Source organism: Micromonospora echinofusca (assembly GCF_900091445.1).
GTDB classification, from domain to species: domain Bacteria; phylum Actinomycetota; class Actinomycetes; order Mycobacteriales; family Micromonosporaceae; genus Micromonospora; species Micromonospora echinofusca.
This window is the reverse complement of sequence record NZ_LT607733.1, coordinates 6,056,478-6,083,448: the sequence shown is the minus strand read 5'-3', so window position 1 is coordinate 6,083,448 and position 26,971 is coordinate 6,056,478. Positions and strand designations below refer to the sequence as shown.

Below are 26,971 nucleotides of genomic sequence, written 5' to 3'. Positions count from 1 at the left end.
ATGATGACCACGAAACAGTCGGCGACCGTGGACCCGTCCGCGCCCGACCACGAGGCGCTCCTCGGCGAGTTGACCGAGGCGCTGCGGCGGGTCGGTCGGGGCGACCTGAAGGTCCGGCTGCCCCGCCGGGCGGGCCGGGCCGGCGAGGTCGCGGACGCCTTCAACGAGGTCGTGTCGCTCCAGGAGCGGCAGTACCTCGACCTGCGGCGGATCAGCCGGATCGTCGGCCGGGACGGCCGGCTCACCGAGCGCCTGGACGACGAGGGCCTGGACGGCTCCTGGGCGGAGGGGCAGCGGGCGGTCAACTCGCTCATCGACGACCTGGGCCGGCCGACCACCGAGATCGCCCGGGTCATCGTCGCGGTGGCCGACGGCGACCTCTCCCAGCACATGGCCCTGGAGATCGACGGCCGGCCGCTGCGCGGTGAGTACCTGCGGATCGGCCGCACGGTCAACACGATGGTCGACCAGCTCTCGTCCTTCTCGAACGAGGTCACCCGGGTCGCCCGGGAGGTGGGCACCGAGGGCAAGCTCGGCGGCCAGGCCGACGTACGCGGCGTCGCCGGCACCTGGAAGGACCTCACCGACTCGGTGAACACCATGGCGTCGAACCTGACGGGCCAGGTGCGGTCGATCTCCCAGGTGGCGACGGCGGTGGCCAAGGGCGACCTGTCGCAGAAGATCACGGTCAGCGCGCGCGGCGAGGTCGCCGAGCTGGCCGACACGATGAACTACCTCACCGACACCCTGCGGCTCTTCGCCGAGCAGGTGACCCGGGTGGCCCGCGAGGTGGGCACCGAGGGCAAGCTCGGCGGCCAGGCCGAGGTGCCGAACGTGGCCGGCACCTGGAAGGACCTGACCGACAGCGTCAACTCGATGGCGTCGAACCTGACCGCCCAGGTGCGCAACATCGCCCAGGTCTCCACGGCGGTGGCCCGGGGCGACCTGTCGCAGAAGATCACCGTGGCGGCGCAGGGCGAGATCCTGGAGCTGAAGGACACCGTCAACACGATGGTGGACCAGCTGTCGTCGTTCGCCGACGAGGTGACCCGGGTGGCTCGTGAGGTGGGCATCGAGGGCAAGCTGGGCGGCCAGGCCCAGGTACGCGGCGTCTCCGGCACCTGGCGCGACCTGACCGAGAACGTCAACCAGCTCGCCGGCAACCTGACCAGCCAGGTCCGCAACATCTCCCAGGTCTCCACGGCGGTGGCGAAGGGTGACCTCTCTCAGAAGATCACGGTCGACGCCCAGGGCGAGATCCTGGAGTTGAAGAACACCGTCAACACGATGGTGGACCAGCTGTCGTCGTTCGCCGACGAGGTGACGCGCGTCGCGCGCGAGGTGGGTACGGAGGGCAAGCTGGGCGGTCAGGCCCAGGTCAAGGGCGTCTCCGGTACGTGGCGGGACCTGACGGACAACGTGAACTCGATGGCGTCGAACCTGACGTCGCAGGTGCGAAACATCGCCTCGGTCACCACGGCCGTGGCGAAGGGTGACCTGTCGCAGAAGATCACCGTGGATGCCCGGGGCGAGATCCTGGAGCTGAAGTCGACGGTGAACACGATGGTGGACCAGCTGTCGTCGTTCGCCGACGAGGTGACGCGGGTGGCCCGCGAGGTGGGTACGGAGGGCAAGCTCGGCGGCCAGGCCCAGGTGCGAGGTGTCGCCGGCACCTGGCGGGACCTGACGGACAACGTGAACTCGATGGCGTCGAACCTGACCGCCCAGGTGCGCAACATCGCCCAGGTCTCGACCGCCGTGGCGAAGGGTGACCTGTCGCAGAAGATCACCGTGGATGCCCGGGGCGAGATCCTGGAGCTGAAGTCGACGGTCAACACGATGGTGGACCAGCTGTCGTCGTTCGCCGACGAGGTGACGCGCGTGGCCCGCGAGGTGGGTACGGAGGGCAAGCTCGGCGGCCAGGCCCAGGTCAAGGGCGTCTCCGGTACGTGGCGGGACCTGACGGACAACGTGAACTCGATGGCGTCGAACCTGACGTCGCAGGTGCGCAACATCGCCTCGGTCACCACGGCCGTGGCGAAGGGTGACCTGTCGCAGAAGATCACGGTCGACGCCCAGGGCGAGATCCTGGAGCTGAAGTCGACGGTCAACACGATGGTGGACCAGCTCTCGTCGTTCGCCGACGAGGTCACCCGGGTGGCCCGCGAGGTGGGCAGCGAGGGCAAGCTCGGCGGCCAGGCCCAGGTCAAGGGCGTCTCGGGCACGTGGCGCGACCTCACCGAGAACGTCAACCAGCTCGCCTCGACCCTCACCACCCAGCTGCGCGCCATCGCACAGGTCTCCACCTCGGTGACCCGGGGCGACCTGACCCAGCGCATCGCGGTCAAGGCGCAGGGCGAGGTCGCCGAGCTGAAGGACAACATCAACCAGATGATCGTCACCCTCCGGGAGACGACCAAGAAGAACGCGGAGCAGGGCTGGCTCGACTCGAACCTGGCCCGGATCGGCGGCCTGCTCCAGGGGCAGCGCGACCTCGGCGAGGTCTGCCGCATGATCATGATGGAGGTGACCCCGCTGGTCGACGCGCAGCTCGGCGCGTTCTTCCTGGCGGACAACTCCGAGGGCGTGATGCGGCTGCGGCTGACCGCCTCCTACGGCTACGTCGCCCGGGGGCACGAGGTCACGTTCGGCCCCGGCGAGGGTCTGGTCGGCCAGGCCGCCCTGTCCCGTCGCACGATCCGGATGGGCGGGGCACCGGACGGCAAGCTGATGCTCCGCTCCGGGCTCGCCGAGACCCCGCCGGCCGACCTGGTCGTACTGCCCGTGCTCTTCGAGGGCGAGCTGCTCGGCGTCATCGAGTTCGCCAGCGTCGCGGCCTTCTCCGAGCTGCACCTGTCGTTCCTGGAGCGGCTCGTGCTCACCACCGGCATCGCCGTCAACACCATCCAGGCCAACCGGCGTACGGAGGAACTGCTCGCGCAGTCGCAGCGGCTCGCCCACGAGTTGCAGGAGCAGTCGGCCGAACTCCAGCGCACCAACGCCGAGCTGGAGGACAAGGCGCAGCTGCTCTCGGAGCAGAAGGGCAACATCGAGACGAAGAACCGGGAGATCGAGCTGGCCCGGCTCGGCCTGGAGGAGAAGGCCCAGCAGCTCACGAGGGCGTCGGCGTACAAGTCGGAGTTCCTGGCCAACATGAGCCACGAGCTGCGTACGCCGTTGAACTCGCTGCTGCTGCTCGCCCGGCTGCTGGCCGAGAACTCGGAGCAGAACCTGACGCCGAAGCAGATCGAGTTCGCCCGGACGATCCACGGCGCCGGCTCCGACCTGCTGTCGCTGATCGACGACATCCTGGACCTGTCCAAGATCGAGGCGGGGCGGATGGACGTCGAGCCCACCGCGGTCCGGTTCGACGAGATCCGTGGCTACGTGGAGCAGGCGTTCGCGCCGCAGGCGGAGGAGAAGGGCCTCGACTTCCAGGTACGGATCAGCAAGGACCTGCCGGAGGCGCTGGTCACCGACGCCCAGCGGCTCCAGCAGATCCTGCGCAACCTGCTCTCCAACGCGGTCAAGTTCACCGACAACGGGGCGGTGACGCTGCGGATCGCGCCGGCGCCCGACAGCACGGTCTTCGACGTACCGGCCCTGACCAACGCGCGGCAGGTCATCGCGTTCACGGTGGTCGACACCGGCATCGGCATCTCCGACGACAAGCTGTCGCTGATCTTCGAGGCGTTCCAGCAGGCCGACGGCACCACCAGCCGCCGCTACGGCGGTACGGGCCTGGGGCTGTCGATCAGCCGCGACCTGGCCCGGCTGCTGGGCGGCAGCATCGTGGTGGCGTCGGCGCCCGGCCAGGGCTCGACGTTCACCCTCTTCGTGCCGGACGTGCTCGCCCCGGACGCGGTGGTGGCGCCGCTGCCGCCGTCACCGGCGCGGGCCGGGCTGCCGTCGTCCCTGCTCATGCCGCCGCCGGAGCTGCCCGAGCCGGCCTCCACGCCGGCGACCCGGCGGCTGGAGGGCGCCACCGTGCTGATCATCGACGACGACGTCCGGAACGTCTTCGCGCTGACCAGCGCGTTGGAGCTGCACGGCCTCACCGTGTTGTACTCGGACAACGGGGCGGACGGCGTCCGCCTGCTGGCCGAGCATCCGGAGGTGGACATCGTCCTGATGGATGCGATGATGCCCGATCAGGACGGGTACGAGACGACCCGACAGATCAGGCGCAACCACCGGTTCGCCGACCTGCCGATCGTCTTCCTGACCGCGAAGGCCATGCCCGGCGACCGCGAGTCGGCGCTGGCGGCCGGAGGAAGTGACTACATCACCAAGCCCGTCGACCTGGACGAGTTGATCGAACTCATGTCGTCCTGGATCAGCGGCAGCCGAACCGAGGAGAGTTCGTGACCCAGATGGCAAAGGCGCTGCTGGTGGACGACCGCCGGGAGAACCTGATGGCACTGGAGGCGATTCTCCAGGGCCTGCCGGTGCAGTCCGTCGCCGTCGAGAGCGGTGAGGCGGCCCTGAAGCAGCTGCTGGTCGACGACTTCGCGGTGATCCTGCTGGACGCCCAGATGCCGGACATGGACGGCTTCGAGACGGCCAGCCACATCAAGCGGCGCGAGCGTACGCGGCACGTGCCGATCATCTTCCTCACCGCCGCCGACCGGGACGCCCAGCTGGCGCTACGCGGGTACGCGGTCGGCGCGGTCGACTACCTGACCAAGCCGTTCGACCCGTGGGTGCTGCGCGCCAAGGTGTCGGTCTTCGTCGAGCTGTGGGTGAAGACCCGGCAGCTCGCGGCCCAGTCCGACCTGGTGCGGGAGCGTGACGCGCAGTTGCGGGTGCTGACGGACGCGGTCGACGAGGCCACCACGATGCTGCGCCTGGATGAGGCGGACGCCCGCGACCGCGCGGTGCAGCTCCTCGAAGAGGCCCGCTGGGGCAACACCCCCTGACCCACCCACGTGCGTAGCGAGATCTTGGTGGCTGGCGGCCCCCGGAGGGGCCGTTTCCCACCAAGGTCTCGCCGCCTGCGCGGAACGTGCGACCGGTGCGCAGGGCGCGGAGGGGCCGGGAAGAGGGCGGTAGGTCAGCCCGGTGGGCCGGGGGCGGGTCAGCCGGTGGTCTGGTCGTTGCGGATCATCAGGGCACTGCGCAGGCCCGTGATGTCCAGGACCCGGAGCAGGAAGTCGCCCACGTTGGTCAGGATCAGCAGGCTCTGGGCGTGACTGGCCTTGCGGCTCAGCACGACGAGGGTGCCGAGACCCTGCGAGTCGCAGAAGGTGACCCCGCCCAGGTCGAGGACGATCCGCGGCGGCGGCTCGGCGAGCACCTCGTTGACGACGGTCGACAGCTGGGCGGCCGTGAGCATGTCGATCTCACCGGCCAGGCGAAGCACGGCTTCGTCACCCGTCCGGTGTAGCGTGATGGACAGTTCGGCACGATCCACCGGGTCAGCCTAGCGCGATCCGAGTGACCCGGCCTGTCGAGCGGTGGCGACGGAGCCAGCCGAGTGCCGCGACACCGCTCCCGCCAGCGCAAACATCCCCACACCAGGGCGCCGACCACACCCACCCGGCGGTGCTGGGCGCCGACGACGCCCTCCCGACGCGCGGAGCGCGACGGCCACGCCCTCCCGGAGTGCGAGCGGAGCGCGACGGCCGCGCCTGCGAAGAGCGGAGCGCGACGGCCGCGCCCTCCCGGAGTGCGGAGCGGAGTCGTCGTCCCGGCGGGGTGCGGGCGGACCCGCTCTCAGGGATGGCGGGGCGGAGGCGTCCCGGGCATCCGCCGGGGGAGTGCGGGAGGCCGGTCCGGGTGAGCCTGGTAACCCCGGTGCGGGGTGCCTGCCGATTCGCCGTCCGACGCTGACACAATGGCGGCATCGTGACCGATATGTTTCCCGCCGGATCTGGCCGCTACCCGGCCGACGCGCCGGCCTCCGAGGCCCTGTTCGACCGCGCCAAGGCCATCGTGCCCGGCGGGGTGAACTCCCCCGTGCGCGCGTTCCGTGCCGTCGGCGGCACGCCGCGTTTCATGGTCCGGGGGGAGGGGCCCTGGCTCTACGACGCCGACGACCGGCGCTACGTCGACCTGGTCTCCTCCTGGGGTCCGCTGATCCTCGGCCACGCCCACCCGGAGGTCGTGGACGCGATCAGGTCGGCCGCGACCCGGGGCACGAGCTTCGGCACCCCCACCCCGGGCGAGGTCGAGCTGGCCGCCGAGATCGTCGACCGGACCCCGGTCGAGCAGGTCCGGCTGGTCAACTCCGGCACCGAGGCCACCATGTCGGCGATCCGGCTGGCGCGCGGGTTCACCGGCCGCCCCCGGATCGTCAAGTTCTCCGGCTGCTACCACGGGCACTCCGACGGCCTGCTGGCCGCCGCCGGCTCGGGGGTGGCCACCCTCGGCCTGCCCGACTCGCCGGGCGTGACCGGCGCGGCGGCGGGCGACACGATCGTGCTGCCGTACAACGACGTGGCCGCCGTCGAGCAGGCGTTCGCCGCCGAGGGCCAGCACATCGCCGCGATCATCACCGAGGCCGCCGCCGGCAACATGGGCGTGGTCGCCCCGCGTGACGGCTTCAACTCCCAGCTCGCCCGGATCGCGCACGCGCACGGCGCGCTGCTCATCGTCGACGAGGTGATGACCGGGTTCCGGGTCTCCCGCGCCGGCTGGCACGGCCTCGACCCCTCCGACGCCGACCTGTGGACGTACGGCAAGGTCATGGGTGGTGGGCTGCCGGCCGCGGCGTTCGGCGGGCGCGCGGAGATCATGGAACGCCTGGCCCCCGCCGGCCCCGTCTACCAGGCCGGCACGCTTTCCGGTAACCCGCTGGCCTGCGCCGCCGGCCTGGCCACGCTGCGGCTCGCCGACGACGCGCTCTACCGCAAGCTGGACGACGCGGCCGCCGTCGTGGGCCGGCTCGCCGCCGACGCGCTGGCCGCCGCCGGGGTCCCGCACCGGCTGTCGTACGCGGGGAACATGTTCTCGATCTTCTTCACCTACGCCGACGTGGTCGACTACGACAGCGCCCGCACCCAGCAGGTGCCGGCGTTCAAGGCGTTCTTCCACGCGATGCTCGCCGGCGGCGTCTACCTGCCGCCGAGCGCGTTCGAGGCGTGGTTCGTGTCTGCGGCGCTGGACGACGCCGCTCTGGAGCAGATCGCCGCCGCCCTGCCGGTGGCGGCCAACGCTGCGGCAGCGGCGGGTCACGGGGGGTAGCGTACGGTGAGCAAGACGGTGGTCCACGTGCTGCGGCACGGCGAGGTGCACAACCCGGACGGCATCCTCTACGGCCGGCTGCCGGGCTTCCGGCTCTCCGAGCTGGGGGTGCAGATGGCCAAGGCCGCCGCGCAGGGGCTGGCCGAGCGGGAGGTCGTGCACGTGGTGGCCAGCCCGCTGGAACGCGCCCAGCAGACGGCCGAGCCGATCGCCGCGCAGTTCGGGCTGCCGGTCGGCGTGGACGAGCGGCTCATCGAGAGCGCCAACTGGTTCGAGGGCAAGAAGGTCTCCCCGGGCGACGGCTCGTTCCGCGACCCGCGCAACTGGTGGGTGCTGCGGGACCCGGTCACCCCGTCCTGGGGCGAGGCCTACCGCGCGATCGCGGAGCGGATGTTCGGCGCACTCCAGGCCGCCCGGGTGGCGGCCGAGGGGCGCGAGGCCGTGCTGGTCTCCCACCAGCTGCCGATCTGGACGCTGCGCCGGTACGTGGAGCGCAAGCGGCTCTGGCACGACCCGCGCAAGCGCCAGTGCGGGCTGGCGAGCCTCACCTCCTTCCACTTCGACGGCGCCAAGGTCGTCGGCATCGGCTACTCCGAGCCGGCCGCCCACCTGATCGCGATGTCGCCGACAGCCAGGACGGCCAAGGGGGCCTGATGAACGCCCGGAGGTGGACCGCGGGTCTGCTCGCCGCCGTCGCGACGGTGGCGCTGGCCGGCTGCTCGTCGCGCGACGGGGAGGAGGCCTGCGACAACTCCGGCGGCATCATCGAGTGCGCCCCCGACCAGCGTTCGGCCGCCCCGAAGCTCGCCGGTGAGCTGCTCACCGGCGGCAGCCACGACGTGGCGAGGGACCGGGGGCAGGTCGTGGTGGTCAACTTCTGGGGCTCGTGGTGCGCGCCGTGCCGGGCCGAGGCCGACGACCTGGAGAACACCTACCAGGCCACCAAGGCCTCCGGGGTGACGTTCCTGGGCATCAACATCCAGGACCAGCGGGACAAGGCGCTCGCCTTCGAGGAGAGCTTCAAGGTCACCTACCCGAGTCTCTTCGACCCGCCGAGCCGGCTGGCGCTCGCCCTGGACATCCCGCCGAACACCATCCCGGCCACCGTCGTGCTGGACCGCGACGGCCGCATCGCCGTGGTGATCCGGGCGGCGGTGAAGCAGGAGGGCCTCCAGCCCATCGTCGAGCGGATCGCGGCCGAGAAGCCGGCCCCCAACGGTTCCCGCTGATGGGCGGGACGTTCTCCGAGCTCGCCCAGTCGGGGCCGCTGCTGCTCGCCATCGGCGCGGCGGCGCTCGCCGGGCTCGTCAGCTTCCTCTCCCCGTGCGTGCTCCCGCTGGTGCCGGGCTACCTGTCGTACGTCACCGGCCTCGCCGGCGCGGACCTCGAAGCCCGCCGGCCGAGCGTGCGGAACGACAGCGCCGGCAGCGGCGGTGGGGTGGCGGTACGGGAGCGCACCCAGGCGCCGAAGGCCGCGGTCAAGGGCCGGGTGCTGGCCGGCACGATGCTGTTCATCGCCGGCTTCACCGCCGTCTTCACCGCCACCGCGATTCTCTTCGCCGGCGTCGGCCGGGTCTTCTTCGAGTACGAGCGGACGCTGGAGATCGTCATCGGCGCGCTGATCGTCGTGCTCGGGCTGAGCTACGTGGGGCTGGTTCCCGGGTTGCAGCGGGAGTTCCGGTTCCAGCGGCTGCCCGCCGCCGGGCTGCTCGGCGCGCCGGTCTTCGGCGCGGTCTTCGCGCTGAGCTGGGTGCCCTGCGTGGGCCCGACGCTCGGCGCGGTGATCGGCATGGCCGCCGTCGGCGGGCAGACCGACCGGGCCGTGGTGCTCGCCGTGGCGTACTGCCTCGGGCTGGGGATACCGTTCGTCGTCTTCGGGCTGGGCTTCGAGCGCCTGCTCGGGGTGTTCCGCGCCGTGCGGCGCAACAGCCGCTGGGTCACCCGGCTGGGCGGCGCGCTGCTGGTCCTGATCGGCCTCGCGCTGGTCACCGGCGGCTGGACGAACTTCGTGATCTGGTTGCAGACCACCGTCGGGGTGGGCGAGGTGAGTATCTGATGACCGCCGTCGACGACCGGCCGGCACCGCCGGCCGAGGCCCCCCGGCGCCGGCCCAACCGACTGCTGGCCCTGCTGCGCAACTCGTGGCGGCAGCTCACCAGCATGCGTACGGCCCTGGTGCTGCTCTTCCTGCTCGCGGTGGCCGCCATTCCCGGCTCGGTGCTGCCGCAGCGCGGGGTCAACCCGGAGGACGTGCAGGACTACTTCACCGCGCACCCCGACCTGGCCCCGGTGCTGGACCGGATCGGCGCCTTCGAGGCGTTCGGCTCGGTCTGGTTCTCCGCCATCTACCTGCTGCTGTTCACGTCGCTGATCGGCTGCATCACGCCCCGGCTGCGCGACCACGTGCGGGCGCTGCGGTCGAAGCCGCCGGCCGCGCCGAGGCGGTTGGACCGGCTGCCCCAGCACGCCGTGCTGGCCGCGCCCGAGGGCGGCGCGGCGGCGATCGCGGACGCGTTGCGCCGGCGGCGCTGGCGGGTGGTGGTGCGCGGCGACGAGGTCTCCGCCGAGAAGGGCTACCTGAAGGAGACCGGCAACCTGCTCTTCCACAGCTCGATGGTGGTCGTGCTGGTCGGCGTCGCGCTCGGCTCCTGGTACGGCTGGAGCGGCAACAAGCTGCTGGTGGCCGGCAAGGACAACGCGTTCTGCAACACCCGCCAGCAGTACGCCGAGAGCAAGCTCGGCCCCCGCGTCAGCAGCGCCGACCTGCCGGGCTTCTGCATCCAGCTCGACGACTTCGAGGCCCGGTTCCTGGAGTCCGGCCAGCCGGAGTTCTTCGACGCCAAGGTGACGGTGGACGAGGCCGACGGCGAGCGGCGGCAGGCCAACTTCTCGGTCAACTCCCCGCTGCGCCTCGACGGCGCGAACGTCTACCTGCTCGGTCACGGCTACGCCCCGGTGATCCGCTACACCGACCGGTTCGGCAAGAGTCAGACCAGCAACTTCCCGTTCCTGACCACCGGCGACGTCGGGCTGACCAGCGAGGGGCTGGCGGCGTTCCCGGACATCAACGTCGACCCGGCCACGGGCACCCGCGACCCGAACCTCCAGATGGCCTTCTCCGGTCTCTACCTGCCGACGGCGCCGGCCGCCGCGCCGTTCGCCCGCTCCGAGTACCCGACCGAGCGCAATCCCGCGCTGAACCTCGTCGCCTACCGGGGCAACCTCGGCATGGACGCCGGCATCCCCGGCTCGGTCTACGAGCTGGACCAGCGGCAGGTGCGCGCCGGCAAGGTCAAGGAGGTCGGCACGAAGCTGCTCCGCAAGGGCGAGACCTGGGAGCTGGACGACGGCACCACCGTCGAGTTCCTGGGCACCGTGCCGTACATCACCCTGTCGGTCCGGTACGACCCCGGCGCGACGCCGCTGCTGGTCAGCTCCGGCGTGCTGCTGGTCGGGCTGATGGGCTCGCTGTTCGGGCGGCGCCGCCGGGTCTTCTTCCGGGTGCTGCCGGCCGGCACCGCCGACCCGACGAGTGGATCTCCGACGAGCGGTAGTAGTTTGGTCGAGGCCGGTGGCCTGCCGCGCACCGACCACCCTGGGTTCGCCGACGAGTTCGCGCAGCTCGTGGCCGCGATCGGCGGCGACGGGCGGCCGGACGACGAGGCCGGCGTCGACCGCGACGGCGGCGACCGGGCCGGAGCGCGAGAAGGAGCCGAGTGATGTCCGCACTCTCCGACCAGCTGGTGTCGTTCGCGATCCTGGCGTACCTGGTCGCGATGATCAGCCACGCCGTCGAGTACGCGCTGGGTAACTCCCGCGCCCGGGTCGCCGCTGCGCCCGCCCGCGAGCTGGTCGGCGCCGGCGTCGGCGCGGCCGGGGGCAGCACCCCCGACGCGCCCGTCGACCCCGGCGCGGCGGCGGCCGAGCGTACGGCCCGACGCGCCCGGCTGGGCGGCCTGGTCGCCGTCGCGGCCACCGCGCTCGGGGCGCTGCTGCACCTCGGGGCGCTGGTCACGCGCGGTCTCGCCGCCGACCGGATGCCCTGGGGCAACATGTACGAGTTCGTGCTCACGGGCACCTGGATCGGGGTCGCCGGCTGGCTGGTGGTGCTCTGGAAGCGGCCGCAGCTTCGCCGCCTCGGGCTCTTCCTGTCGCTGGTGATGGTGCTGCTGGTGGCGACCGCCGAGCTGGTGCTCTACACCCCGATCGTGCCGCTGGTGCCGGCGCTCAACTCGTACTGGTTCGTCATCCACGTCTCGACGATCGTCTTCGCCTCCGGCATCTTCCTGCTGGGCGCGGTGCCGGCGGTGGCGTTCCTGATGCGCGCCGGCTACGAGCAGGGCAGGCGCAGCTTCCCGTACACCCTGGCGAAGCGGCTGCCGGCGGCGGCGGCGCTGGAGCGGCTGACCTTCGTGCTGCACGCCTTCGCGTTCCCGGTCTTCACCTTCGCGGTGATCGCCGGAGCGATCTGGGCCGAGGCGGCGTGGGGGCGGCCGTGGGGCTGGGACCCGAAGGAGACCTGGTCGTTCATCTCCTGGGTGATCTACGCCGGCTACCTGCACGCCCGGGCCACCCCGAGTGTGAAGCGGAACGTGGCGACCTGGCTCGCCATCGTCGGCTTCCTCACCATGCTGATGAACCTCTTCGGCGTGAACATCTTCTTCGAGGGCCTGCACTCGTACGGCGGCCTGGACTGAGCCGACCCGCCCGCTCGGAGACGCGGGCGCGCGAACTGCTCGTCGCCCGCCCTGGGCTCGAAGCGGCTGCGCCGGACCTCGACTCTCGACGGGTGGTCGGTGCCTCCCGATACCACACAGGCATTTATATGCCTGTGTGGTATCGCTGTTCCGGCGGCAGTGGTTCATCCGCTCGACGCACGACGGCGACCCCCACGCCGACCCGCTCCCGGCTCCGGGCAGGTCCCACACGGGGAACCAAGCCCGGCCGCGAACGCCAGGGGAGGGTGGTCAGCCGCCGAACCAGCCGGGCGCGTCGAGGCGGAAGAGGTTGGTCGGGGTGACCGTGCGCAGGTCGTCCTCCAGGGCGGCGACCCGGTCGGGGCCGAGGGTCGCGGCCCACCGCTGCCGGAGCTGGTCGAAGACGGCCGCCGAGCGGCGCAGGCCGTCCAGGCCGTGCGGGGTCGCCCGGACCAGCTTGCGTCGGGCGTCGCGCGGGTCGTCGGCGCGCTCCAGGTAGCCGAGGGCGACCAGCCGGTCCACCGTCTTGCCGGCCGCCTGCTTGGAGACGCCGAGTCGTTGGCCCAGCTCGGTGGCGGTGGTGCCGTCGCCGCCGACGGCCTGGAGGACGAAGCCGTGCAGCGGCCGCAGCTCCGGGTGCCCCTGCCGGGCCAGCTCCGCGTGCAGGTCGTCGATGAGCGTACGGAAGCCGGCCAGCAGCAGCAGGGGCAGCAGGAAGCCGGGCCGGTCGGGTTCAGTCGTTGCCATGTTCGACAACCACGTTTACTATTTCGACAACCACGTTGACGATCATACGTCACGCGCGGCGCGACGCCGACCGTCCCCGACCTCCCGAGAGCAGGTTCCCCGTGCCCCCGTTCACCGCGCACACCGTCGAGACCGCCCCCGCCGCCGCCCGGCCGACCATCGAGGGCGTACGCCGCAGGCTCGGGCACCTGCCCGCCGCCGTCGGCCTGATGGCCGGCTCCCCGGAGCTGCTCGACGGGTTCCTCACCGTCAACGGCATCTTCGAGAAGTGTGCCCTCGACCCCGTCGAGCGGGAGGTCGTCGTCCTGACGGTCGCCACCCGCAACGAGTGCCACCTCTGTGTCGCCATGCACACCGCCGCCCTCACCCGGCACGGCGCGTCGCCCGAGCTGATCGGCGCGCTGCGCGCCGGCACGCCCCTGCCCGACGACCGGCTGGAGGCGCTGCGGTGCTTCACCCTCGCCGTGCTCGACCACCGGGGCGCGGTGCCCGAGGACGGCATCACCGCCTTCCTGGCGGCCGGCTACCAGCCCCGGCAGGCGCTGGACGTGGTGCTCGGCGTCGGCACGTACACCATCTCCACCTTCGCCAACCGGCTCACCGGTGCGCCGCTCGACGCGCCCCTGGCCGCGTACGCCTGGGGGCCTGCCGTGTGATCGCGGGTGTCACACCACCCGGCGTGGTCGCCGCCGAGGCCGGTGCGGGAGACTGGCAGGCATGGCGGCACGTGGCTTCCCGTACACCGATCTCAAGGACTTCCTCGCGGCGCTGGAGCGCGCGGGCGAGCTGCGGCGGGTGAGCGCCCCCGTCGACCCCACCCTGGAGATCAGCGAGATCGTCACCCGGACGGTCCGCGCGGGCGGCCCGGCGCTGCTCTTCGAGCGGCCGACGCGCGGCGAGATGCCGGTGGCGGTCAACCTCTTCGGCACCGAGAAGCGGATGGCGATGGCGCTCGGCGTCGAGTCGCTGGACGAGATCGGCGAGCGGATCGGCAACATGCTCAAGCCGGAGCTGCCGGTCGGCCTCTCGGGCATGATGGACGGCCTCGGCAAGGTCAGGCAGCTGACCTCGATGCCGCCGAAGAAGGTCAGGACCGCGCCCTGCCAGCAGGTGGTCTACCGGGGCGACGACGTCGACCTGAACCGGCTGCCCGGGCTCCAGGTCTGGCCGGGTGACGGCGGGATCTTCCACAACTTCGGGCTGACGCACACGAAGCACCCCGAGACCGGCAAGCGCAACCTGGGGCTCTACCGGTTGCAGCAGCACTCGCAGAACAGCATCGGCATGCACTGGCAGATCCACAAGAACTCCACGGCGCACCACGCGGTCGCCGAACGGCTCGGGCAGCGGCTGCCGGTGGCGATCGCCATCGGCGCCGACCCCGCGGTCGCCTACTCGGCCAGCGCGCCGCTGCCCGCCGACATCGACGAGTACCTGTTCGCCGGCTACCTGCGCGGTGAGCGGGTCGAGATGGTGGACTGCCTGACCGTCCCGTTGCAGGTGCCGGCGCACGCGCAGGTCGTCCTCGAGGGCTACATCGAGCCGGGCGAGCGGCTCCCGGAGGGCCCGTTCGGCGACCACACCGGCTTCTACACGCCGGTGGAGCCCTTCCCCGTCATGCACGTCGAGTGCATGACCATGCAGCGCGACCCGGTCTACCACACGATCGTCACGTCGCAGCCGCCCCAGGAGGACCACGGCCTCGGCAAGGCCACCGAACGGATCTTCGCGCCGCTGCTGCGCTTCCTGATCCCGGACATCGTCGACTACGACCTGCCCGCCGCCGGGGTCTTCCACAACTGCGCGATCGTGTCGATCCGCAAGCGCTACCCGAAGCACGCCCAGAAGGTCATGAACGCGATCTGGGGCGCGCACATGATGTCGCTGACCAAGCTGATCGTGATCGTCGACGAGGACTGCGACGTGCACGACTACAACGAGGTCGCCTTCCGCGCCTTCGGCAACGTCGACTACGCCCGGGACCTGCTGCTCACCGAGGGCCCGGTGGACCACCTCGACCACGCCTCCTACCAGCAGTTCTGGGGCGGCAAGGCGGGCGTCGACGCGACCCGCAAGCTGCCCGAGGAGGGCTACACGCGGGGCTGGCCGGAAGAGATGCGGATGGCCCCCGAGGTCATCTCCCTGGTCGACAAGCGCTGGAAGGAGTACGGCATCTGATGGTCACCGCCGTCGAACCGGCGCAGCGGCCGGGCCGGGTCAAGTCCTTCCTCAAGCTGGTGGCGATCGAGCACTCCGTGTTCGCGCTGCCGTTCGCCTACCTGTCGGCGCTCACCGCCATGCAGGTGCACGGGGGGCGGGTCCGGTGGCTGGACCTGCTGCTGATCACCGTGGCGATGGTCGGCGCGCGGACGTTCGCGATGGCCGCCAACCGGATCCTGGACCGCCGGATCGACGCGCGGAACCCGCGTACGGCCGCCCGGGAGCTGGTCACCGGGGCGGTGAGCGTACGGACGGCCTGGACCGGCGCGGCGGTCGCGCTCGCGGTCTTCCTCGCCGCCGCCGCCCTGCTCAACCCGCTCTGCCTGGTGCTCGCGCCGCTCGCCGTGGTGCCGCTGGTCGTCTACCCGTACGGCAAGCGGTTCACCAACTGGCCGCACGCCATTCTGGCCGTCGCCCAGGCCGTCGGGCCGGTCGGCGCCTGGCTGGGTGTCACCGGCACCCTCGACGGCTCCTGGCCCGCGTGGCTGCTCGGCGTGGCCGTCGGCCTGTGGATCGGCGGGTTCGACCTGATCTACGCCTGCCAGGACGCCGAGGTCGACCGGCAGATCGGCGTGCACAGCGTGCCGGCCCGCTACGGGCTGCGGTTCGCGCTGCACGCCTCCACCGTGGCGCACGTGGTGACGTTCGCGCTGTTCATCTGGTTCGGGGCGCTGATCGGCTTCGGCTGGCTCTGGTGGATCGGGCTGGGGCTGACGGCGCTCGCCTTCGGCTACCAGCACCTGGTGGTCAGCCCGACCGACCTGAGCAAGGTCAACCGGGCCTTCTTCACCGCCAACGGGTTCGTCGGCATCGCCCTGTTCGTCTTCGCGCTGCTCGACCTGGTGATCCGCCTGGGCCTGCGCGCCTGACCCTGGGCCGGTCGCCGACGCCGGCCCTGGCTCCTCGCGAGGCCCGGCGGCTCAGCGGAGAGCGACGGGCTCGGCGCGGGCGCCGGGGTAGCGGGCGCTCTCCAGGGTCCAGTCGACGGTGGCCCGTACGGCGTTCGCCACCCCGTCGAGGTGGTCGGCCACCGCCCGGTCCAGCCCCGGGCCGAACGACGGCACCGCCGCGCGCAACTCGACGAACCGTCCCATCGACGCCCGCCAGCGCTCGGCCGTCAGCCCCACGGCGGCCGCCACCGGCACCCGCTGCTCGGCCGCCGTCGCGAGGACCAGGTTGTGCCCGCCCGAGGTGGCCTCGTCGCGCTCCAGCGAGGCGAGGTCGTTGTACCAGGAGAGCAGGTCGTTGCCGGTGTCGGCGATCTCGCGCAGCAGCGGGTGGTGGTGGACCGCGTCGGGCAGCGGGCGCCCGGTGACGAACTCCACCAGCGGATACGACACGTACGCGGCGGAGGTGGCGCGCCGCAGCGCCACGTACTCGGCGACGCCGGGGCGGCGGCCGGCCGCCTTGTTCGTCGCCTCCCGCCACGTGCCGTCGAGGTGGTCGGCGACGGCGTCGGCGAAGCGCAGCCGCCAGCGGGCCGGCATCCGCCGGCGCGGCTCCCGCCACCCGTGCACCAGCAGCCGCCGCAGCGGCCCGGTCAGGCCGGCGTGCCGGAGCCGGGGACCGGCGTGCAGCAGGGTGAGCGCCCCGTCGCGCAGCGCCCGGATCCGGTCGGTGCCGAGCCGGCCCGGCCCGTCGCACGCGTCGTCGACCAGGAAGAACCAGGTGAACAGGGCAGTCAACGCCCGCAGGTCGGCCTCGGCGGCCCGGGGGTAGAGCCGGCCGGCGTACCGGGCGACGCCGGCGTGCGCCAGCCGCCCCGGGGCCGCGTCGTCGGCGGCCAGGCCGAGTCCCGGCAGCAGGTCGCCGACCAGCCACTCCTGCACGCGGTCGGCGTACGGCGAGAGCCGGGGCGGGATCGGGCACTCGGAGCGCAGCGACCAGAGGACCTCGCCGGTCATCACCGATTCCTTCCGGGTGCGATCCGCTTCGCGTGCGAATTGCCACCGGCAGCATGTCAGGCCACGGGGATGGGCGCGTTCCCGGCCCGACATCGCGCCCGCCGCAGGACAACCGACACCCGAGGGGGACATCACGGACGCAGCGGGCGGGGTGCCCGGCGTCGGAAGGAGGCGACCAGGCAGGCTGGAGGCATGCGTGAACCATGGGTGGTCGGAGTCTCCGGGGCGTCCGGCACGCCGTACGCGGCGGCCGTCGTGCGGGCGCTGCTCGACGCGGGCGAGCCGGTGGACCTGATCGTCTCCCGGGCCGCCCGGCTGACCGTCCTCGACGAGACCGGCCGCCCGTTCCGGGACGGGCACTGGGCCGAGGACCTCGCCGCCTGGCTGGGCCGCGACCTGACGGGAGCCGACGTGCGGCACTGGCCCGCCGGTGACCTGGCGGCCGGCCCGAGCAGCGGCTCCTACCGCGTACGCGGGATGGCGGTGGTCCCGGCGAGCACGGCGGCCTGCGCCGGCATCGCGATCGGGCTCTCCAAGGACCTGTTGCAGCGGGCCGCCGAGGTCAACCTCAAGGAGCGCCGGCCGGTGGTGGTGGTGCCCCGGGAGACGCCGGTGACCCGCAGCCACCTGGAGCATCTGATCGCGCTGCACGACGCCGGGGCGGTGGTGCTGCCGGCCAGCCCCGGCTTCTATGGGGCCGGGGCGTCGGCTTCGGCGCCGCAGCTCGTCGACTTCGTGGCCGGCAAGGTGCTGGACGCCCTCGGCGTACCGCACACGCTGTTCCGCCGTTGGTCGGGTGAGCTCGGCGCGGCGCGGGAGTGACCCGGGCCCGGCTCACCGGGACGCGGACCGGAGCCTGCGTCCGGTCCGCGCGATGATCCGCACCATTCAGTACATGCCGGCGTTGGCCGGGCCCGGCCCGGTCGAGGCGGCCGGCCCCGCGTTACGCGGCTTGCCGACGTCTTCCGCCTCGTCCAACATGCCCTCCCCCTCAAGCAGGGCCCGCACCTCGGATTCCCGAAACCGGCGATGCCCGCCTGGAGTCCGGATGCTGCCTATCCGGCCCGCCGCCGCCCAGCGCGTCACAGTCTTCGGGTCAACCCGAAACAGCGCGGCAACTTCACCCGGTGTCAGCAGGCGATCTCCAGTGTCCACAGCCCCCTCCTCGCGTCGACGAAGCCCCCGGCTGAACACACTGCCCCCGGCCGGTGCGAGCCCAGAGCCGTCATGAGGGACGTATGGCAATTACAGCACCAGCGACCTGGCCTGTCCGCCAAACGCGAAAAACGCACTGAGTGGGAAGTTAGGAAATATTACCTGCGTGCGGCTCCCTTGACTGCGAGTTTGCGAACGACTACACCCTGTCATGTCCAACGCGCGCCGGATGCCCGACGTTACGCCCGGACCGCTAGGGTCACAGTCCGTGGACGCCATCGACCTGAACCTCGTGGAGCTGCTACGCGGCAACGCCCGCCTGTCCTACGCCGAGCTGGCCCGGCAGGTCGGCCTCTCCGCGCCCGCCGTGCACGAGCGGGTCGGCAAGCTGGAGTCCAGCGGCGTGATCCGGGCCTACCGGGCGGAGGTGGACCCCGAGGCGATCGGCTTCGCCGTCACCGCGCTCATCGGGATCGTCGAGGACTCCGGCGGCGACACCGACGACGTGCTGGAGGCGTTCCGGCAGATGCCCGAGATCGAATCCTGCTACTTCATGGCCGGCGTCGAGTCGTTCATGCTCAAGGCCCGGGTGGGCACCATCGCCGAGCTGGAACGGCTCATCGTGCGGCTGAACCGGACCCCGGGCGTCGCCTCCACCCGGACCGGCATCGCCCTCTCCACCAAGTGGGAGAACCGCCCGCAGGCCCCGGTGCCGCCCGCCGCCTGACCCGTCCCCGGCGCCGCCCCGGCCAGCTCTGGCGCGCGGTCGCCGGACGGCGATAGCGTGCGCCGATGACGAAGCCAGCCCCCGGAACGGCGGTGGTCACCGGTGCGGCCGGCGGCCTGGGCCGCGCCATCGCCACCGCGCTGCACGCCGACGGCTGGCCGGTGCTGCTCACCGACCACGACGGCGAGGCGGTGGCCCGGGCCGCCGCGCCGCTGGGCGGCTGGTCCCGCCCGCTGGACGTACGCGACGAGGACGCCTGCGCCGCCGTCGCCACCGAGGCGGCCGGCCGGGGCGGGCTCGGCCTCTGGGTGAACAACGCCGGGATTCTCGTCACCGGCCCCTCGTGGGAGCACGACGCGGCGACCCGCCGCCGGGTGGTCGAGGTCAACGCCCTCGGCGCGATGAACGGCACCCTCGCCGCGCTGGCCGTCATGCGGGCCCAGGGGCACGGGCACGTGGTCAACGTCGTGTCGCTGGCCGGCCTGGTGGCCGCGCCCGGCGAGACCGTCTACGCGGCCAGCAAGCACGCCCTGATCGCCTTCAGCATCGGCACCCTCGCCGACCTGCGGCTGGCGGGGCACCGGGGCGTACACGTGTCGTGCCTGTGCCCGGACGGGATCTGGACGCCGATGCTGCACGACCGGCTCGACGACCCGGGCGCCGCGGCCTCCTTCACCGGGACGCTGCTGACCCCCGAGCGGGTGGCCCGGCGGGCCGCGCGGCTGGCCCGCCGGCCCCGCCCGGTCGTCAGTGTCCCCCGCTGGCGCGGCGCGCAGGTCCGGCTCCTCGACGCGCTGCCCGGTGCCGCCGTGCGGCTCGCCCCGCTGATCCTCGCGGCCGGCCGGGCCGGCCAGCGCCGCCAGCGCCGTCGGGTGGGGGCCACTGGGGACTGAACGGCTTGCTAGGTTTCGAGCGTGACTCATCTCGACCGGTGCGACGAGGCCAGCCGGCGCTGGGTGACCGAGGCGATCGCCGCCGTCGAGGCGGACGCCAACCGCTCCGCCGACACCCACCTGCTGCCGTTCCCGCTGCCCCGGTCGTGGGGGATCGACCTCTACCTCAAGGACGAGTCGGTGCACCCGACCGGCTCGCTGAAGCACCGCCTGGCCCGCTCGCTCTTCCTCTACGGGCTGTGCAACGGCTGGATCGGTCCGGAGACCACGATCGTGGAGGCGTCCTCCGGCTCCACGGCGGTCTCCGAGGCATACTTCGCGCGGATGCTGGGGCTGCCGTTCATCGCGGTGATGCCCGCCTCCACCTCGCCCGAGAAGATCACCCAGATCGAGTTCCAGGGCGGTCGCTGCCACCTCGTCGACGACCCGGCCAAGGTGGTCGTGGAGGCCCGCTGGCTGGCGGAGGACTCCGCCGGGCACTTCATGGACCAGTTCACCTACGCCGAGCGGGCCACCGACTGGCGGGGCAACAACAACATCGCCGAGTCGATCTACGCGCAGCTCGCCCTGGAACGGCACCCGGTGCCGGCGTGGGTCGTGGTGGGCGCCGGCACCGGTGGCACGAGCGCCACCATCGGCCGGTACGCCCGCTACCAGCGGCTGCCCACCAAGCTGTGCGTGGTCGACCCGGAGAATTCCGCGTTCTATCCCGCCTGGCAGGCCGCCGACTGGTCGGTACGTACCGGGCGGGGCTCCCGCATCGAGGGGATCGGCCGGCCGAGCGTGGAGGCGTCCTTCCTGCCGTCGGTGGTGGACCGGATGGTCCAGGTGCCCGACGCCGCCTCGCTGGCCGCCATGCGCGCCGGCTCGGCCGTGCTCGGGCGCCGGGTGGGCGGCTCGACGGGCACGAACCTGTGGGGCGCCTTCGGGCTGATCGCGGAGATGCTCGCCGCCGGACGTACCGGCTCGGTGGTCACCCTGATCTGCGACGCCGGCGACCGCTACGCCGACACCTACTACTCCGACGACTGGTTGGCCGCCCAGGGGCTCGACCCGACGCCGCACCTCGCGACGGTCGAACGCTTCCTCACCACCGGCGCCTGGCCGGCCTGAGCCGCCCGCCGGCCGGAGTCGCCGGGCCGATGCCTCGCAGCCCGGTCAGCGCGGGTCGACGCGCTCGGCCAGCCCGGGGTAGCGCACCACGTAGCCGTCGCCGTCCAGGTCGATGTCGGCGGTGAAGGTGTCGCTGGTGAAGCGCACCCGGCCCGGGCCGAGCGGCGTGTAGACCTGCTCGGCGGGCACCACCAGCAGGCTCGGCACCAGCACCCAGGCGACGTCGATGCGGTGCGGGACGTCGGCCGCGGCACGGGTCAGCCCGAGCCGGTGCACCGGCAGCGTGTTGAACAGCGCCGCCCCGCCGAGGTCGACGTCCACCGCACCGGCCAGCCGGCCCGGGTCGTCGCTGCCGGGCAGCCCGACCGGCGGGTGGCCGGCCGCCCGCAGCGCCGCGTCCAGGTCACCCTGCTCGGCCGTGGTGACCCGCCATCCGTCGCCCACCCGTTCCAGGCGTACGCTCCGCAGCCATCCGGTGCCCTCCGCCTCGACCTCCACCCGGGCGCTGGCCCACTGCGGGTCGGTGGCGAGCTGGTAGCGGCAGGTGTAGGGGATCGGGTCGACGGCGGTCAGGGTGCCCCGCGCGGTCAGCCCACGGCCGTCGTCGAACAACGCGTGCTCCGCGCCGGCGGTGTCCGTCCGGGTCCAGAAGAGCGACTTCGGCATGGTCGGCATGAGCCGGACGTTACGCGACCCGGCCGACACCGGCAGCGGATGCGGAAACGCCGCCCCGGAGCCGGGGCCCCGAGGCGGCGTTCGCCGATGACGCTGGAAATCAGTGCGTACGCGCCGGCGGGCGCCCGCCGAAGCCCCGCCGATCGTCGCGCGGCCGCTCGTCCCGCCCCCGGCCCTCGGGCCGGAAGCCGCCCCGGTCGCCGTAGCCGCGACCCTCGGTGGGGCGGTCGCCGTAGCGGCGTTCGCCCTGCGGCCGGTCGCCGTAGCTGCGGCTGTCGGTGGGCCGGTCGCCGTAGCGGCGTTCGCCTTGGGGCCGGTCGCTGTAGCCACGACTGTCGGTGGGGCGGTCGCCGTAGCGGCGTTCGCCCTGCGGCCGGTCGCCGTAGCTGCGGCCCTCGGTGGGCCGGTCGCCGTAGCGCCGCTCGCCACGGTCCGCGAAGCCCCGCTCGCCGTAGCCACGACCGTCGGTCGGCCGGTCGCCGTAGCGGCGTTCGCCCTGGGGTCGGTCGCCGTAGCGCCGTTCACCCTGCGGTCGGTCGCCGTAGCGGCGCGGGCCGCCGGGCCGGTCGCCGTGCCGGCGCGGCTCGTCGACCTCGACGCGCACCGGGACGCCGCTCGGCTCGCGGGCGCCGGTCAGCTCGGCGAGCGCCGGGTCGCCGACGCGCACCCGGGTCTCGGCCGGCGCCACACCGGCCTTCTCCAGCATGGCGAGGGTGGTCCGCCGCTGCTTCGGCAGCACCAGCGTGGCCACCGCGCCCGACTCGCCGGCCCGGGCGGTACGACCCGCACGGTGCAGGTAGTCCTTCGGGTCCTTCGGCGGGTCGACGTGCAGCACCAGCGTGACACCGTCGACGTGGATGCCCCGGGCCGCCACGTCCGTGGCGACCAGGACGTTCATCCGGCCCTCACGGAACTCGGCCAGCGTGCGGGTACGCATCCGCTGGGTCTTGCCGCCGTGCAGCCCGCCCGCCCGTACGCCGACGGCGGCCAACTGCTCGACCAGCCGGTCGACGCCGAGCTGGGTACGGGCGAAGACCATCGTCCGCCCGTCCCGGGCCGCGATGGACGCCGCGACCGGGAACTTGTCGTGCGGCGGGATCAGCAGCATGTGGTGGTCCATGGTGGACACCGAGGCGGTGGACGGCGCGGTGGAGTGCGTCACCGGGTCGGTCATGAAGCGCCTGACCAGCGCGTCGACGTCGCCGTCCAGGGTGGCCGAGAAGAGCAGCCGCTGGGTGCCGGCCGGCGTCTTCGCGAGCAGCTCGGTGACCTCGGGCAGGAAGCCCATGTCGGCCATCTGGTCGGCCTCGTCGAGGACGGTGACCTCGATGTCGTCCAGGTGGCAGACGCCCCGGGCGATCAGGTCGCCCAGCCGGCCCGGGGTGGCCACGATGATCTCCACCCCGCGCCGCAGGGCGTCGACCTGCCGGTCGTACGGCACGCCGCCGACGGCGGTCTTCAGGAACACGCCGACGGCCTTGCCGAGCGGCATCAGCGCGTCGTTGACCTGCATCGCGAGTTCCCGGGTCGGCACCAGGACCAGGGCCCGGGGGCGCAGCGGCCGGGCCCGGTTGCGGTCGGCCACCAGGGCCAGCAGGGGCAGGCCGAAGGCCAGGGTCTTGCCGGAGCCCGTCTGGCCCCGGCCGAGGACGTCCCGGCCGGCGAGCGCGTCGGGCATGGTGGCGCGCTGGATCTCGAACGGGGTGGTGATGCCCTGTCGGGCGAGCGCGTGGACCAGCGGCTGGGGCAGCCCCAACGCGGCGAAGTCGGTGGCCTCGGGAGTCACCGGGGCGGCCGGGTCCTGGCCGGTGCCGTCCCGCTCGACGGCGGTCTGCGCGTCGGCGGTGTCGAGGGCGGGCAGAAACGTGCTGGGTTCAGCAAAGGTCGTCAAGAAATGCCTTTCGAGCGGGGCGCATCTTCGCGATGGCCTGCCGCAGCTGAACGCCGCCGAATCGCCCGCAAGATCGCCCATGGGCGCGCGGGGCGCGCCGGGTCAGTGATCCTCACCAGTGTACGGGGACGGGACGAACCCGCCACCCGACCTTGGAAGGGTAGTGGGCGGGCTCACCATCGACGTCGTACGCGGCTCACTTGCTCAGGACGCCGCCCACCAGCCCGCCCACCGTGTCGTTGGCGAGCAGCACCACGAGCACGCTGATCGCCACCAGCAGGCCCAGCGAGGCGGCCAGTACGACCACCACCTTGGTCGTGCTGGAGCGCTCCTCGGTGGGGGTCTCCGTCCAGCCCTGGGCCAGGATGTGCCCGGTCAACGAGCCGGAGTTCTCCACCGGGTTGCTCGGCAACGCGACCGTGCTGAAGCCGGGGCCCTCGGTGCCGGCACCGTAGATCGTGCCCAGGTCGGGCCCGCCGTCGTAGCGGCCCGCCGCGGTGCCCTCGGGCCGTCCGGCGCGCGTGGCGGAGCCGCCGCCGGCCAGCTTGCGGGCCTCCCGGGGCGCGGCGGCGGGCTCCGCACCACCCGGCCGGCGGTCGCCGGGGCTGGTGGGCGGCGGCCAGGCCGGCAGCGCGGGCGCGGGCACGACCGGCGGCGCGGACGCCGACCCGGAGAGTGGCGGCGCGGACGCCGACCCGGAGAACGACGGCGCGGAGGACGGCGGGGCGCTCGCCGGCGGCGCGGAGGACGGCGGGGCGGACGCAGGCGGCGCGGAGAACGAGGCCGCGACCGGTCGCGGAGCGGCTGCCGGCGGCGCGCTCACCGGAGGCGCAGAGAACGGCGGCGCGAATGCCGGCGGGGCGGAGGACGGCGGGGCGCTCGTCGGGGGCGCGGAGAACGGCGGGGCGCCCGCGAAGGGTCCCGGTCCGGCGCCGGGCGTGGCCGTGAGGGGCGGCGGCGGGAACGGTGGCGCCGGCATCGGGCCGGGCGGGGGCGGCGGGGCCGGCACCGGTGGTCCGGGTGGCGGCACGGGCGGACCCGGCACGGGCGGTACCGGCGCCGGGGGCCTGGGCCCCGGGCCCGGGGGCACCGGACCGGGCGGGTAGGGCCCGGGGACCGGGGGCGTGGGGGTCGGGACCGGCGGGGCCGGCGACGGCGGGTTCGGGCCCGGCACCGGCGGCGTGGGGGCGGGCGCCGGCTCGGGCTCCGGGATCGGTGGGGTCGGTGGCTGAGCCGGCTCCGGCGGCTGGACGGGCTCCGGGGGTTCCGGGTTGACCGGCGCCGCCCGGTAGATCCGGGCCTCGCCCGTCCGGGAGCGGATCGCCCCGGCCTCGTCGGCCGAGATCCGCCTCATTCCGGGTACGGCGGCGCTGGCCCGCGCCCCCGCCGTGCCCCGCTGCCCGGGGACCGCAGCGGCGGGGGTGGCCGTTCCGCCGGCCCGGTAGGTGGTGCCGGCGCTGGGGCCGGTCGACGGCGCCGCGTCGCCTTTGGCGGGCACGGCGGCGGTGGTCACCGACACCCGGCCCCGGGCCGGCGCGGCGGGCTGTCGGCGTACGTCGTCGGCGGGCGGCTCGGACGACGACCCGGACGGCTCCGCGGAGCCGGCCGCCGCCGTGGCTGCGCCCCCGGGCGGGGGCGCCGACGGGGCGCCGACGGGCGTCAGGGGGTGCGGTGCCCCGGCACGGCTCCGGTCGGGCGCGGATCCGTGGTCGACCGGCTCCGCCGGAACCTCTTGCTCGGCCATGCTCGCCCTCCGCGCACGCTCGCGCCCGGATCCGCTACGTCGGACCGGGCGTGCCTGACTGTCACCGTGCCACATTCCGGCCCGGCGGCACAGCCGGAGCGCGTTGCGGGGCCGTGTCGGCCCGCCCTCGGTCGGCGGCCGGCCGGCCCGGTCGGACGGCCTGCCGAGGGCCCTGGTCAGCTACCGGCGCTCGCCGAGGCGCTGGCCGGGGTGCTGCTCGACGGAGCGGAACTGCTCTGCGCCGTGGTCGGCGCCACACTACCGGTCGAGGCGCTCGGCGAAGAGGTCTCCGACGCCGACGCCGACGCCGACGGCGAGGTGCTGGGCGTGGGCGTGGGCGTGGGGGACCCGGTCGGCGTCGGCGACGGCGAGGTCGACGGGCTCGGCGACGCTGGGGTGGGCTTCGGGCTGGGAGTGGGCTTCGGGCTGGCGGTCGGCTTCGGGCTGGCGGTGGGCTTCGGGCTGGCCGGCGGCTTCGTCGCGGGCGGCTTGCTCGGCGTCGGCGTGGGCGAGGGGGTGCTGGCTGGCGCGGGCACCGCCCCGATGACGCGGGTGGCGGCGTAGAGCCGGGACCAGCGCACGGTGGAGATCTTGACCACGTCGCCGGTGGTCGGCGCGTGGATCATCTTGCCGCCGCCGACGTACATGCCCATGTGGTGGATCGTCGTCCAGCTCGTGCCGGAGGCGAAGAAGAGCAGGTCGCCGGGGAGCAGCGCGGTGCGGGACACGGTGCGGGAACGGGTGGCGTAGTACTGGTCGCGCGAGACCCGGGGCAGCCCGTAGTAGCCCGCCGACCGGTAGGCGGCGTAGATCAGGCCGGAGCAGTCGAAGCGGTCCGGCCCCTCGGCGGCCCACAGGTAGGGGTCGCCGAGCTGCGCCCTCGCGTACGCCAGGGCCTTGAGGGCCGTCGGGTGGGCGGCCAGGCCGTTGGCGGTCTCGTTGCCGAGGTAGCCGGCGCCGAGGCGCTGCTCGGCGGCCTCCTGCTGGCGCTCGATCTGGATGAGCTGAGCGGCGTTGTCCCGCTTCAGCTTCTCCAGCTTCTTCTCTGCCTCGCGCAGGGCCTTCTCGCCGGCGGCGTACTCCGTCTTGGCGCCCGCGAGGCGGGAATCGGCCGAGACCATCGCCTGGCTGGCGGCCTGCTCGCCGACGCGGGCCCGGGACACCTCGCCCTCGGCGGCGGTGGTGCCGCCCTCGGCCTTCTCGCCCCGGATGATCCGGGAAAGCCGGCTCAGCTCGTGCAGGTCGTTGGCGAACTCGCCGGGCGGGAGGGCGGCGGCGGCCTTGAAGGCGCCTGCGGCGGCAACGTCGGCACTCTCCTGCGCGCGGGCCACCGCGTCCCGGGCCTGGGCGAGGTTGCGCTCGGCGGTGGCGCGCTGCCCCTCGGCCTCGGTGCGCTTCTGCCGCAGCGAGAGCAGTTGGTCACGAAGCTGCCCGACCTGGGCCTCGGCGGCGTAGATCTGGGCGGCCAGCGGGCCGGTGCCGAGGCTGCCGGCGGGCACGCCGGGGACAGCACCGGGCCCGCCGGGGAGACCCGGGACCGTGCCGGGCAGACCCGGGACCGTGCCCGGCAGGCCGGGGACCGGCACGCCGCCGGGGAGTTGGAGCGGCCCCGAGTAGGAGGGGCGCGACCCGGTGTCGGGGACGCTGGTGGGCAGTGCCGGGTCGGCCATGACCGGGTTGGCCAGGACGGTGGCGGCGACGGCGCCGAGCAGTGCGGACCAGAGCGCCGGGCGCAGCACCGGCGAGATCACCGGGCTCCGTCGTCGCTGCCGTCGCCCGCGCCCACTGTCGACCATTCCGCTCCCCGTCCGGCGTGACTCGCCGCGCCGGGTGGGCGCGGCCGTGGGGACGCTACCAGCGTGTGGCGAACGTCCCACCCTGTCTTACCGCACCCACGCAGCGATGTCGATGCGTTGGGGGTAACAGGAGCCTGAGAGTTCGGTGAGCGGGCGCACGGGGGCCGACCGTGCTGCGGCGGCGTCGGCGGGCCGACGTACGCTCGATTCCTACCGCAGGTGGA

At 73.4% G+C, this 26,971-nt stretch carries 23 protein-coding genes; 15 read left to right on the top strand and 8 right to left on the bottom strand.

Annotated features, from left to right (window positions below; translation table 11 throughout):
- On the top strand, positions 1 to 4,368 hold the full coding sequence (locus GA0070610_RS26060; RefSeq protein WP_089002480.1) for a HAMP domain-containing protein: 4,368 nt from the start codon (positions 1 to 3) through the stop codon (positions 4,366 to 4,368).
- Positions 4,365 to 4,919, top strand: a complete 555-nt coding sequence (locus GA0070610_RS26055; RefSeq protein ID WP_089002479.1) for a response regulator — start codon at positions 4,365 to 4,367, stop codon at positions 4,917 to 4,919. The genes GA0070610_RS26060 and GA0070610_RS26055 overlap by 4 nt, the downstream gene beginning before the upstream one ends.
- Positions 4,920 to 5,077: 158 nt before the next feature.
- On the opposite strand, the gene GA0070610_RS26050 is transcribed toward GA0070610_RS26055, so the two are convergent.
- A complete protein-coding gene (locus GA0070610_RS26050) occupies positions 5,078 to 5,413 on the bottom strand; it encodes an STAS domain-containing protein (RefSeq protein WP_089002478.1) in 336 nt (111 codons plus the stop codon).
- 434 nt (positions 5,414 to 5,847) lie between these two features.
- On the opposite strand from GA0070610_RS26050, the gene hemL reads away from it, so the two are divergent.
- The 6 genes from hemL to ccsB are packed head-to-tail and all read left to right on the top strand — an operon-like array spanning position 5,848 to position 11,882.
- Positions 5,848 to 7,185, top strand: coding sequence for a glutamate-1-semialdehyde 2,1-aminomutase (gene hemL, locus GA0070610_RS26045; RefSeq protein ID WP_089002477.1), 1,338 nt, complete (start codon positions 5,848 to 5,850; stop codon positions 7,183 to 7,185).
- Between the two features lie 6 nt (positions 7,186 to 7,191).
- Positions 7,192 to 7,839, top strand: coding sequence for a histidine phosphatase family protein (locus GA0070610_RS26040; RefSeq protein WP_089002476.1), 648 nt, complete (start codon positions 7,192 to 7,194; stop codon positions 7,837 to 7,839).
- The gene (locus GA0070610_RS26035; protein ID WP_089002475.1) at positions 7,839 to 8,414 is read left to right on the top strand and encodes a TlpA family protein disulfide reductase; all 576 of its coding nucleotides are present in this window, start codon (positions 7,839 to 7,841) and stop codon (positions 8,412 to 8,414) included. The genes GA0070610_RS26040 and GA0070610_RS26035 overlap by 1 nt, the downstream gene beginning before the upstream one ends.
- Complete coding sequence (locus tag GA0070610_RS26030) at positions 8,414 to 9,241, top strand: cytochrome c biogenesis CcdA family protein (RefSeq protein ID WP_089002474.1); 828 nt, start codon at positions 8,414 to 8,416, stop codon at positions 9,239 to 9,241. The genes GA0070610_RS26035 and GA0070610_RS26030 overlap by 1 nt, the downstream gene beginning before the upstream one ends.
- Positions 9,241 to 10,905 carry a cytochrome c biogenesis protein ResB gene (resB, locus tag GA0070610_RS26025; protein WP_089002473.1) on the top strand — a complete coding sequence of 555 codons (1,665 nt, stop codon included), beginning with the start codon at positions 9,241 to 9,243 and terminating at the stop codon, positions 10,903 to 10,905. Before GA0070610_RS26030 ends, resB begins: the two co-directional genes overlap by 1 nt.
- Positions 10,905 to 11,882 (top strand): c-type cytochrome biogenesis protein CcsB, encoded by a 978-nt coding sequence (gene ccsB / locus GA0070610_RS26020; RefSeq protein WP_089002472.1) that lies wholly within the window; start codon positions 10,905 to 10,907, stop codon positions 11,880 to 11,882. Before resB ends, ccsB begins: the two co-directional genes overlap by 1 nt.
- Before the next feature lie 270 nt (positions 11,883 to 12,152).
- On the opposite strand, the gene GA0070610_RS26015 is transcribed toward ccsB, so the two are convergent.
- Entirely contained in the window at positions 12,153 to 12,629 is a 477-nt protein-coding gene (locus GA0070610_RS26015; RefSeq protein ID WP_089002471.1) for a MarR family winged helix-turn-helix transcriptional regulator, read from the bottom strand.
- 101 nt (positions 12,630 to 12,730) lie between these two features.
- Between GA0070610_RS26015 and GA0070610_RS26010 the strand changes: the two genes are divergently transcribed.
- The 3 genes from GA0070610_RS26010 (at position 12,731) to mqnP (ending at position 15,718) form a co-directional block, all read left to right on the top strand.
- On the top strand, positions 12,731 to 13,285 hold the full coding sequence (locus GA0070610_RS26010; protein ID WP_089002470.1) for a carboxymuconolactone decarboxylase family protein: 555 nt from the start codon (positions 12,731 to 12,733) through the stop codon (positions 13,283 to 13,285).
- 61 nt (positions 13,286 to 13,346) lie between these two features.
- Positions 13,347 to 14,807, top strand: a complete 1,461-nt coding sequence (locus GA0070610_RS26005; protein WP_089002469.1) for a menaquinone biosynthesis decarboxylase — start codon at positions 13,347 to 13,349, stop codon at positions 14,805 to 14,807.
- Positions 14,807 to 15,718, top strand: coding sequence for a menaquinone biosynthesis prenyltransferase MqnP (gene mqnP / locus GA0070610_RS26000; protein ID WP_089002468.1), 912 nt, complete (start codon positions 14,807 to 14,809; stop codon positions 15,716 to 15,718). The genes GA0070610_RS26005 and mqnP overlap by 1 nt, the downstream gene beginning before the upstream one ends.
- A 51-nt stretch (positions 15,719 to 15,769) precedes the next feature.
- On the opposite strand, the gene GA0070610_RS25995 is transcribed toward mqnP, so the two are convergent.
- Positions 15,770 to 16,753, bottom strand: coding sequence for a terpene synthase family protein (locus GA0070610_RS25995; protein WP_089002467.1), 984 nt, complete (start codon positions 16,751 to 16,753; stop codon positions 15,770 to 15,772).
- Between the two features lie 192 nt (positions 16,754 to 16,945).
- Here GA0070610_RS25995 and GA0070610_RS25990 point away from each other — a divergent pair, with 192 nt between their 5' ends.
- Positions 16,946 to 17,575 carry a UbiX family flavin prenyltransferase gene (locus tag GA0070610_RS25990; protein WP_089002466.1) on the top strand — a complete coding sequence of 210 codons (630 nt, stop codon included), beginning with the start codon at positions 16,946 to 16,948 and terminating at the stop codon, positions 17,573 to 17,575.
- A gap of 66 nt (positions 17,576 to 17,641) precedes the next feature.
- Here GA0070610_RS25990 and GA0070610_RS25985 read toward each other — a convergent pair whose 3' ends face one another.
- Positions 17,642 to 17,908 (bottom strand): BldC family transcriptional regulator, encoded by a 267-nt coding sequence (locus tag GA0070610_RS25985; protein WP_089002465.1) that lies wholly within the window; start codon positions 17,906 to 17,908, stop codon positions 17,642 to 17,644.
- A 268-nt stretch (positions 17,909 to 18,176) separates the two neighbouring features.
- On the opposite strand from GA0070610_RS25985, the gene GA0070610_RS25980 reads away from it, so the two are divergent.
- From GA0070610_RS25980 to GA0070610_RS25970, 3 genes are all read left to right on the top strand, one after another.
- Positions 18,177 to 18,635 (top strand): Lrp/AsnC family transcriptional regulator, encoded by a 459-nt coding sequence (locus GA0070610_RS25980; RefSeq protein ID WP_089002464.1) that lies wholly within the window; start codon positions 18,177 to 18,179, stop codon positions 18,633 to 18,635.
- 65 nt (positions 18,636 to 18,700) lie between these two features.
- On the top strand, positions 18,701 to 19,528 hold the full coding sequence (locus GA0070610_RS25975; RefSeq protein WP_089002463.1) for an SDR family NAD(P)-dependent oxidoreductase: 828 nt from the start codon (positions 18,701 to 18,703) through the stop codon (positions 19,526 to 19,528).
- A gap of 21 nt (positions 19,529 to 19,549) precedes the next feature.
- On the top strand, positions 19,550 to 20,641 hold the full coding sequence (locus GA0070610_RS25970; RefSeq protein ID WP_089002462.1) for an L-cysteine desulfhydrase Cds1: 1,092 nt from the start codon (positions 19,550 to 19,552) through the stop codon (positions 20,639 to 20,641).
- Between the two features lie 45 nt (positions 20,642 to 20,686).
- Here the strand turns inward: GA0070610_RS25970 and GA0070610_RS25965 are convergent, their stop codons facing one another.
- The 4 genes from GA0070610_RS25965 to GA0070610_RS25950 form a co-directional block, all read right to left on the bottom strand.
- Positions 20,687 to 21,307 carry a putative glycolipid-binding domain-containing protein gene (locus GA0070610_RS25965; protein WP_089003749.1) on the bottom strand — a complete coding sequence of 207 codons (621 nt, stop codon included), beginning with the start codon at positions 21,305 to 21,307 and terminating at the stop codon, positions 20,687 to 20,689.
- Between the two features lie 109 nt (positions 21,308 to 21,416).
- A complete protein-coding gene (locus tag GA0070610_RS25960) occupies positions 21,417 to 23,207 on the bottom strand; it encodes a DEAD/DEAH box helicase (protein WP_172896597.1) in 1,791 nt (596 codons plus the stop codon).
- A gap of 196 nt (positions 23,208 to 23,403) precedes the next feature.
- The gene (locus tag GA0070610_RS31600; protein ID WP_157747235.1) at positions 23,404 to 23,853 is read right to left on the bottom strand and encodes a hypothetical protein; all 450 of its coding nucleotides are present in this window, start codon (positions 23,851 to 23,853) and stop codon (positions 23,404 to 23,406) included.
- Positions 23,854 to 25,127: 1,274 nt separating this feature from the next.
- Positions 25,128 to 26,747 carry a C40 family peptidase gene (locus tag GA0070610_RS25950; protein WP_089002461.1) on the bottom strand — a complete coding sequence of 540 codons (1,620 nt, stop codon included), beginning with the start codon at positions 26,745 to 26,747 and terminating at the stop codon, positions 25,128 to 25,130.
- Positions 26,748 to 26,971: the final 224 nt, after the last annotated feature.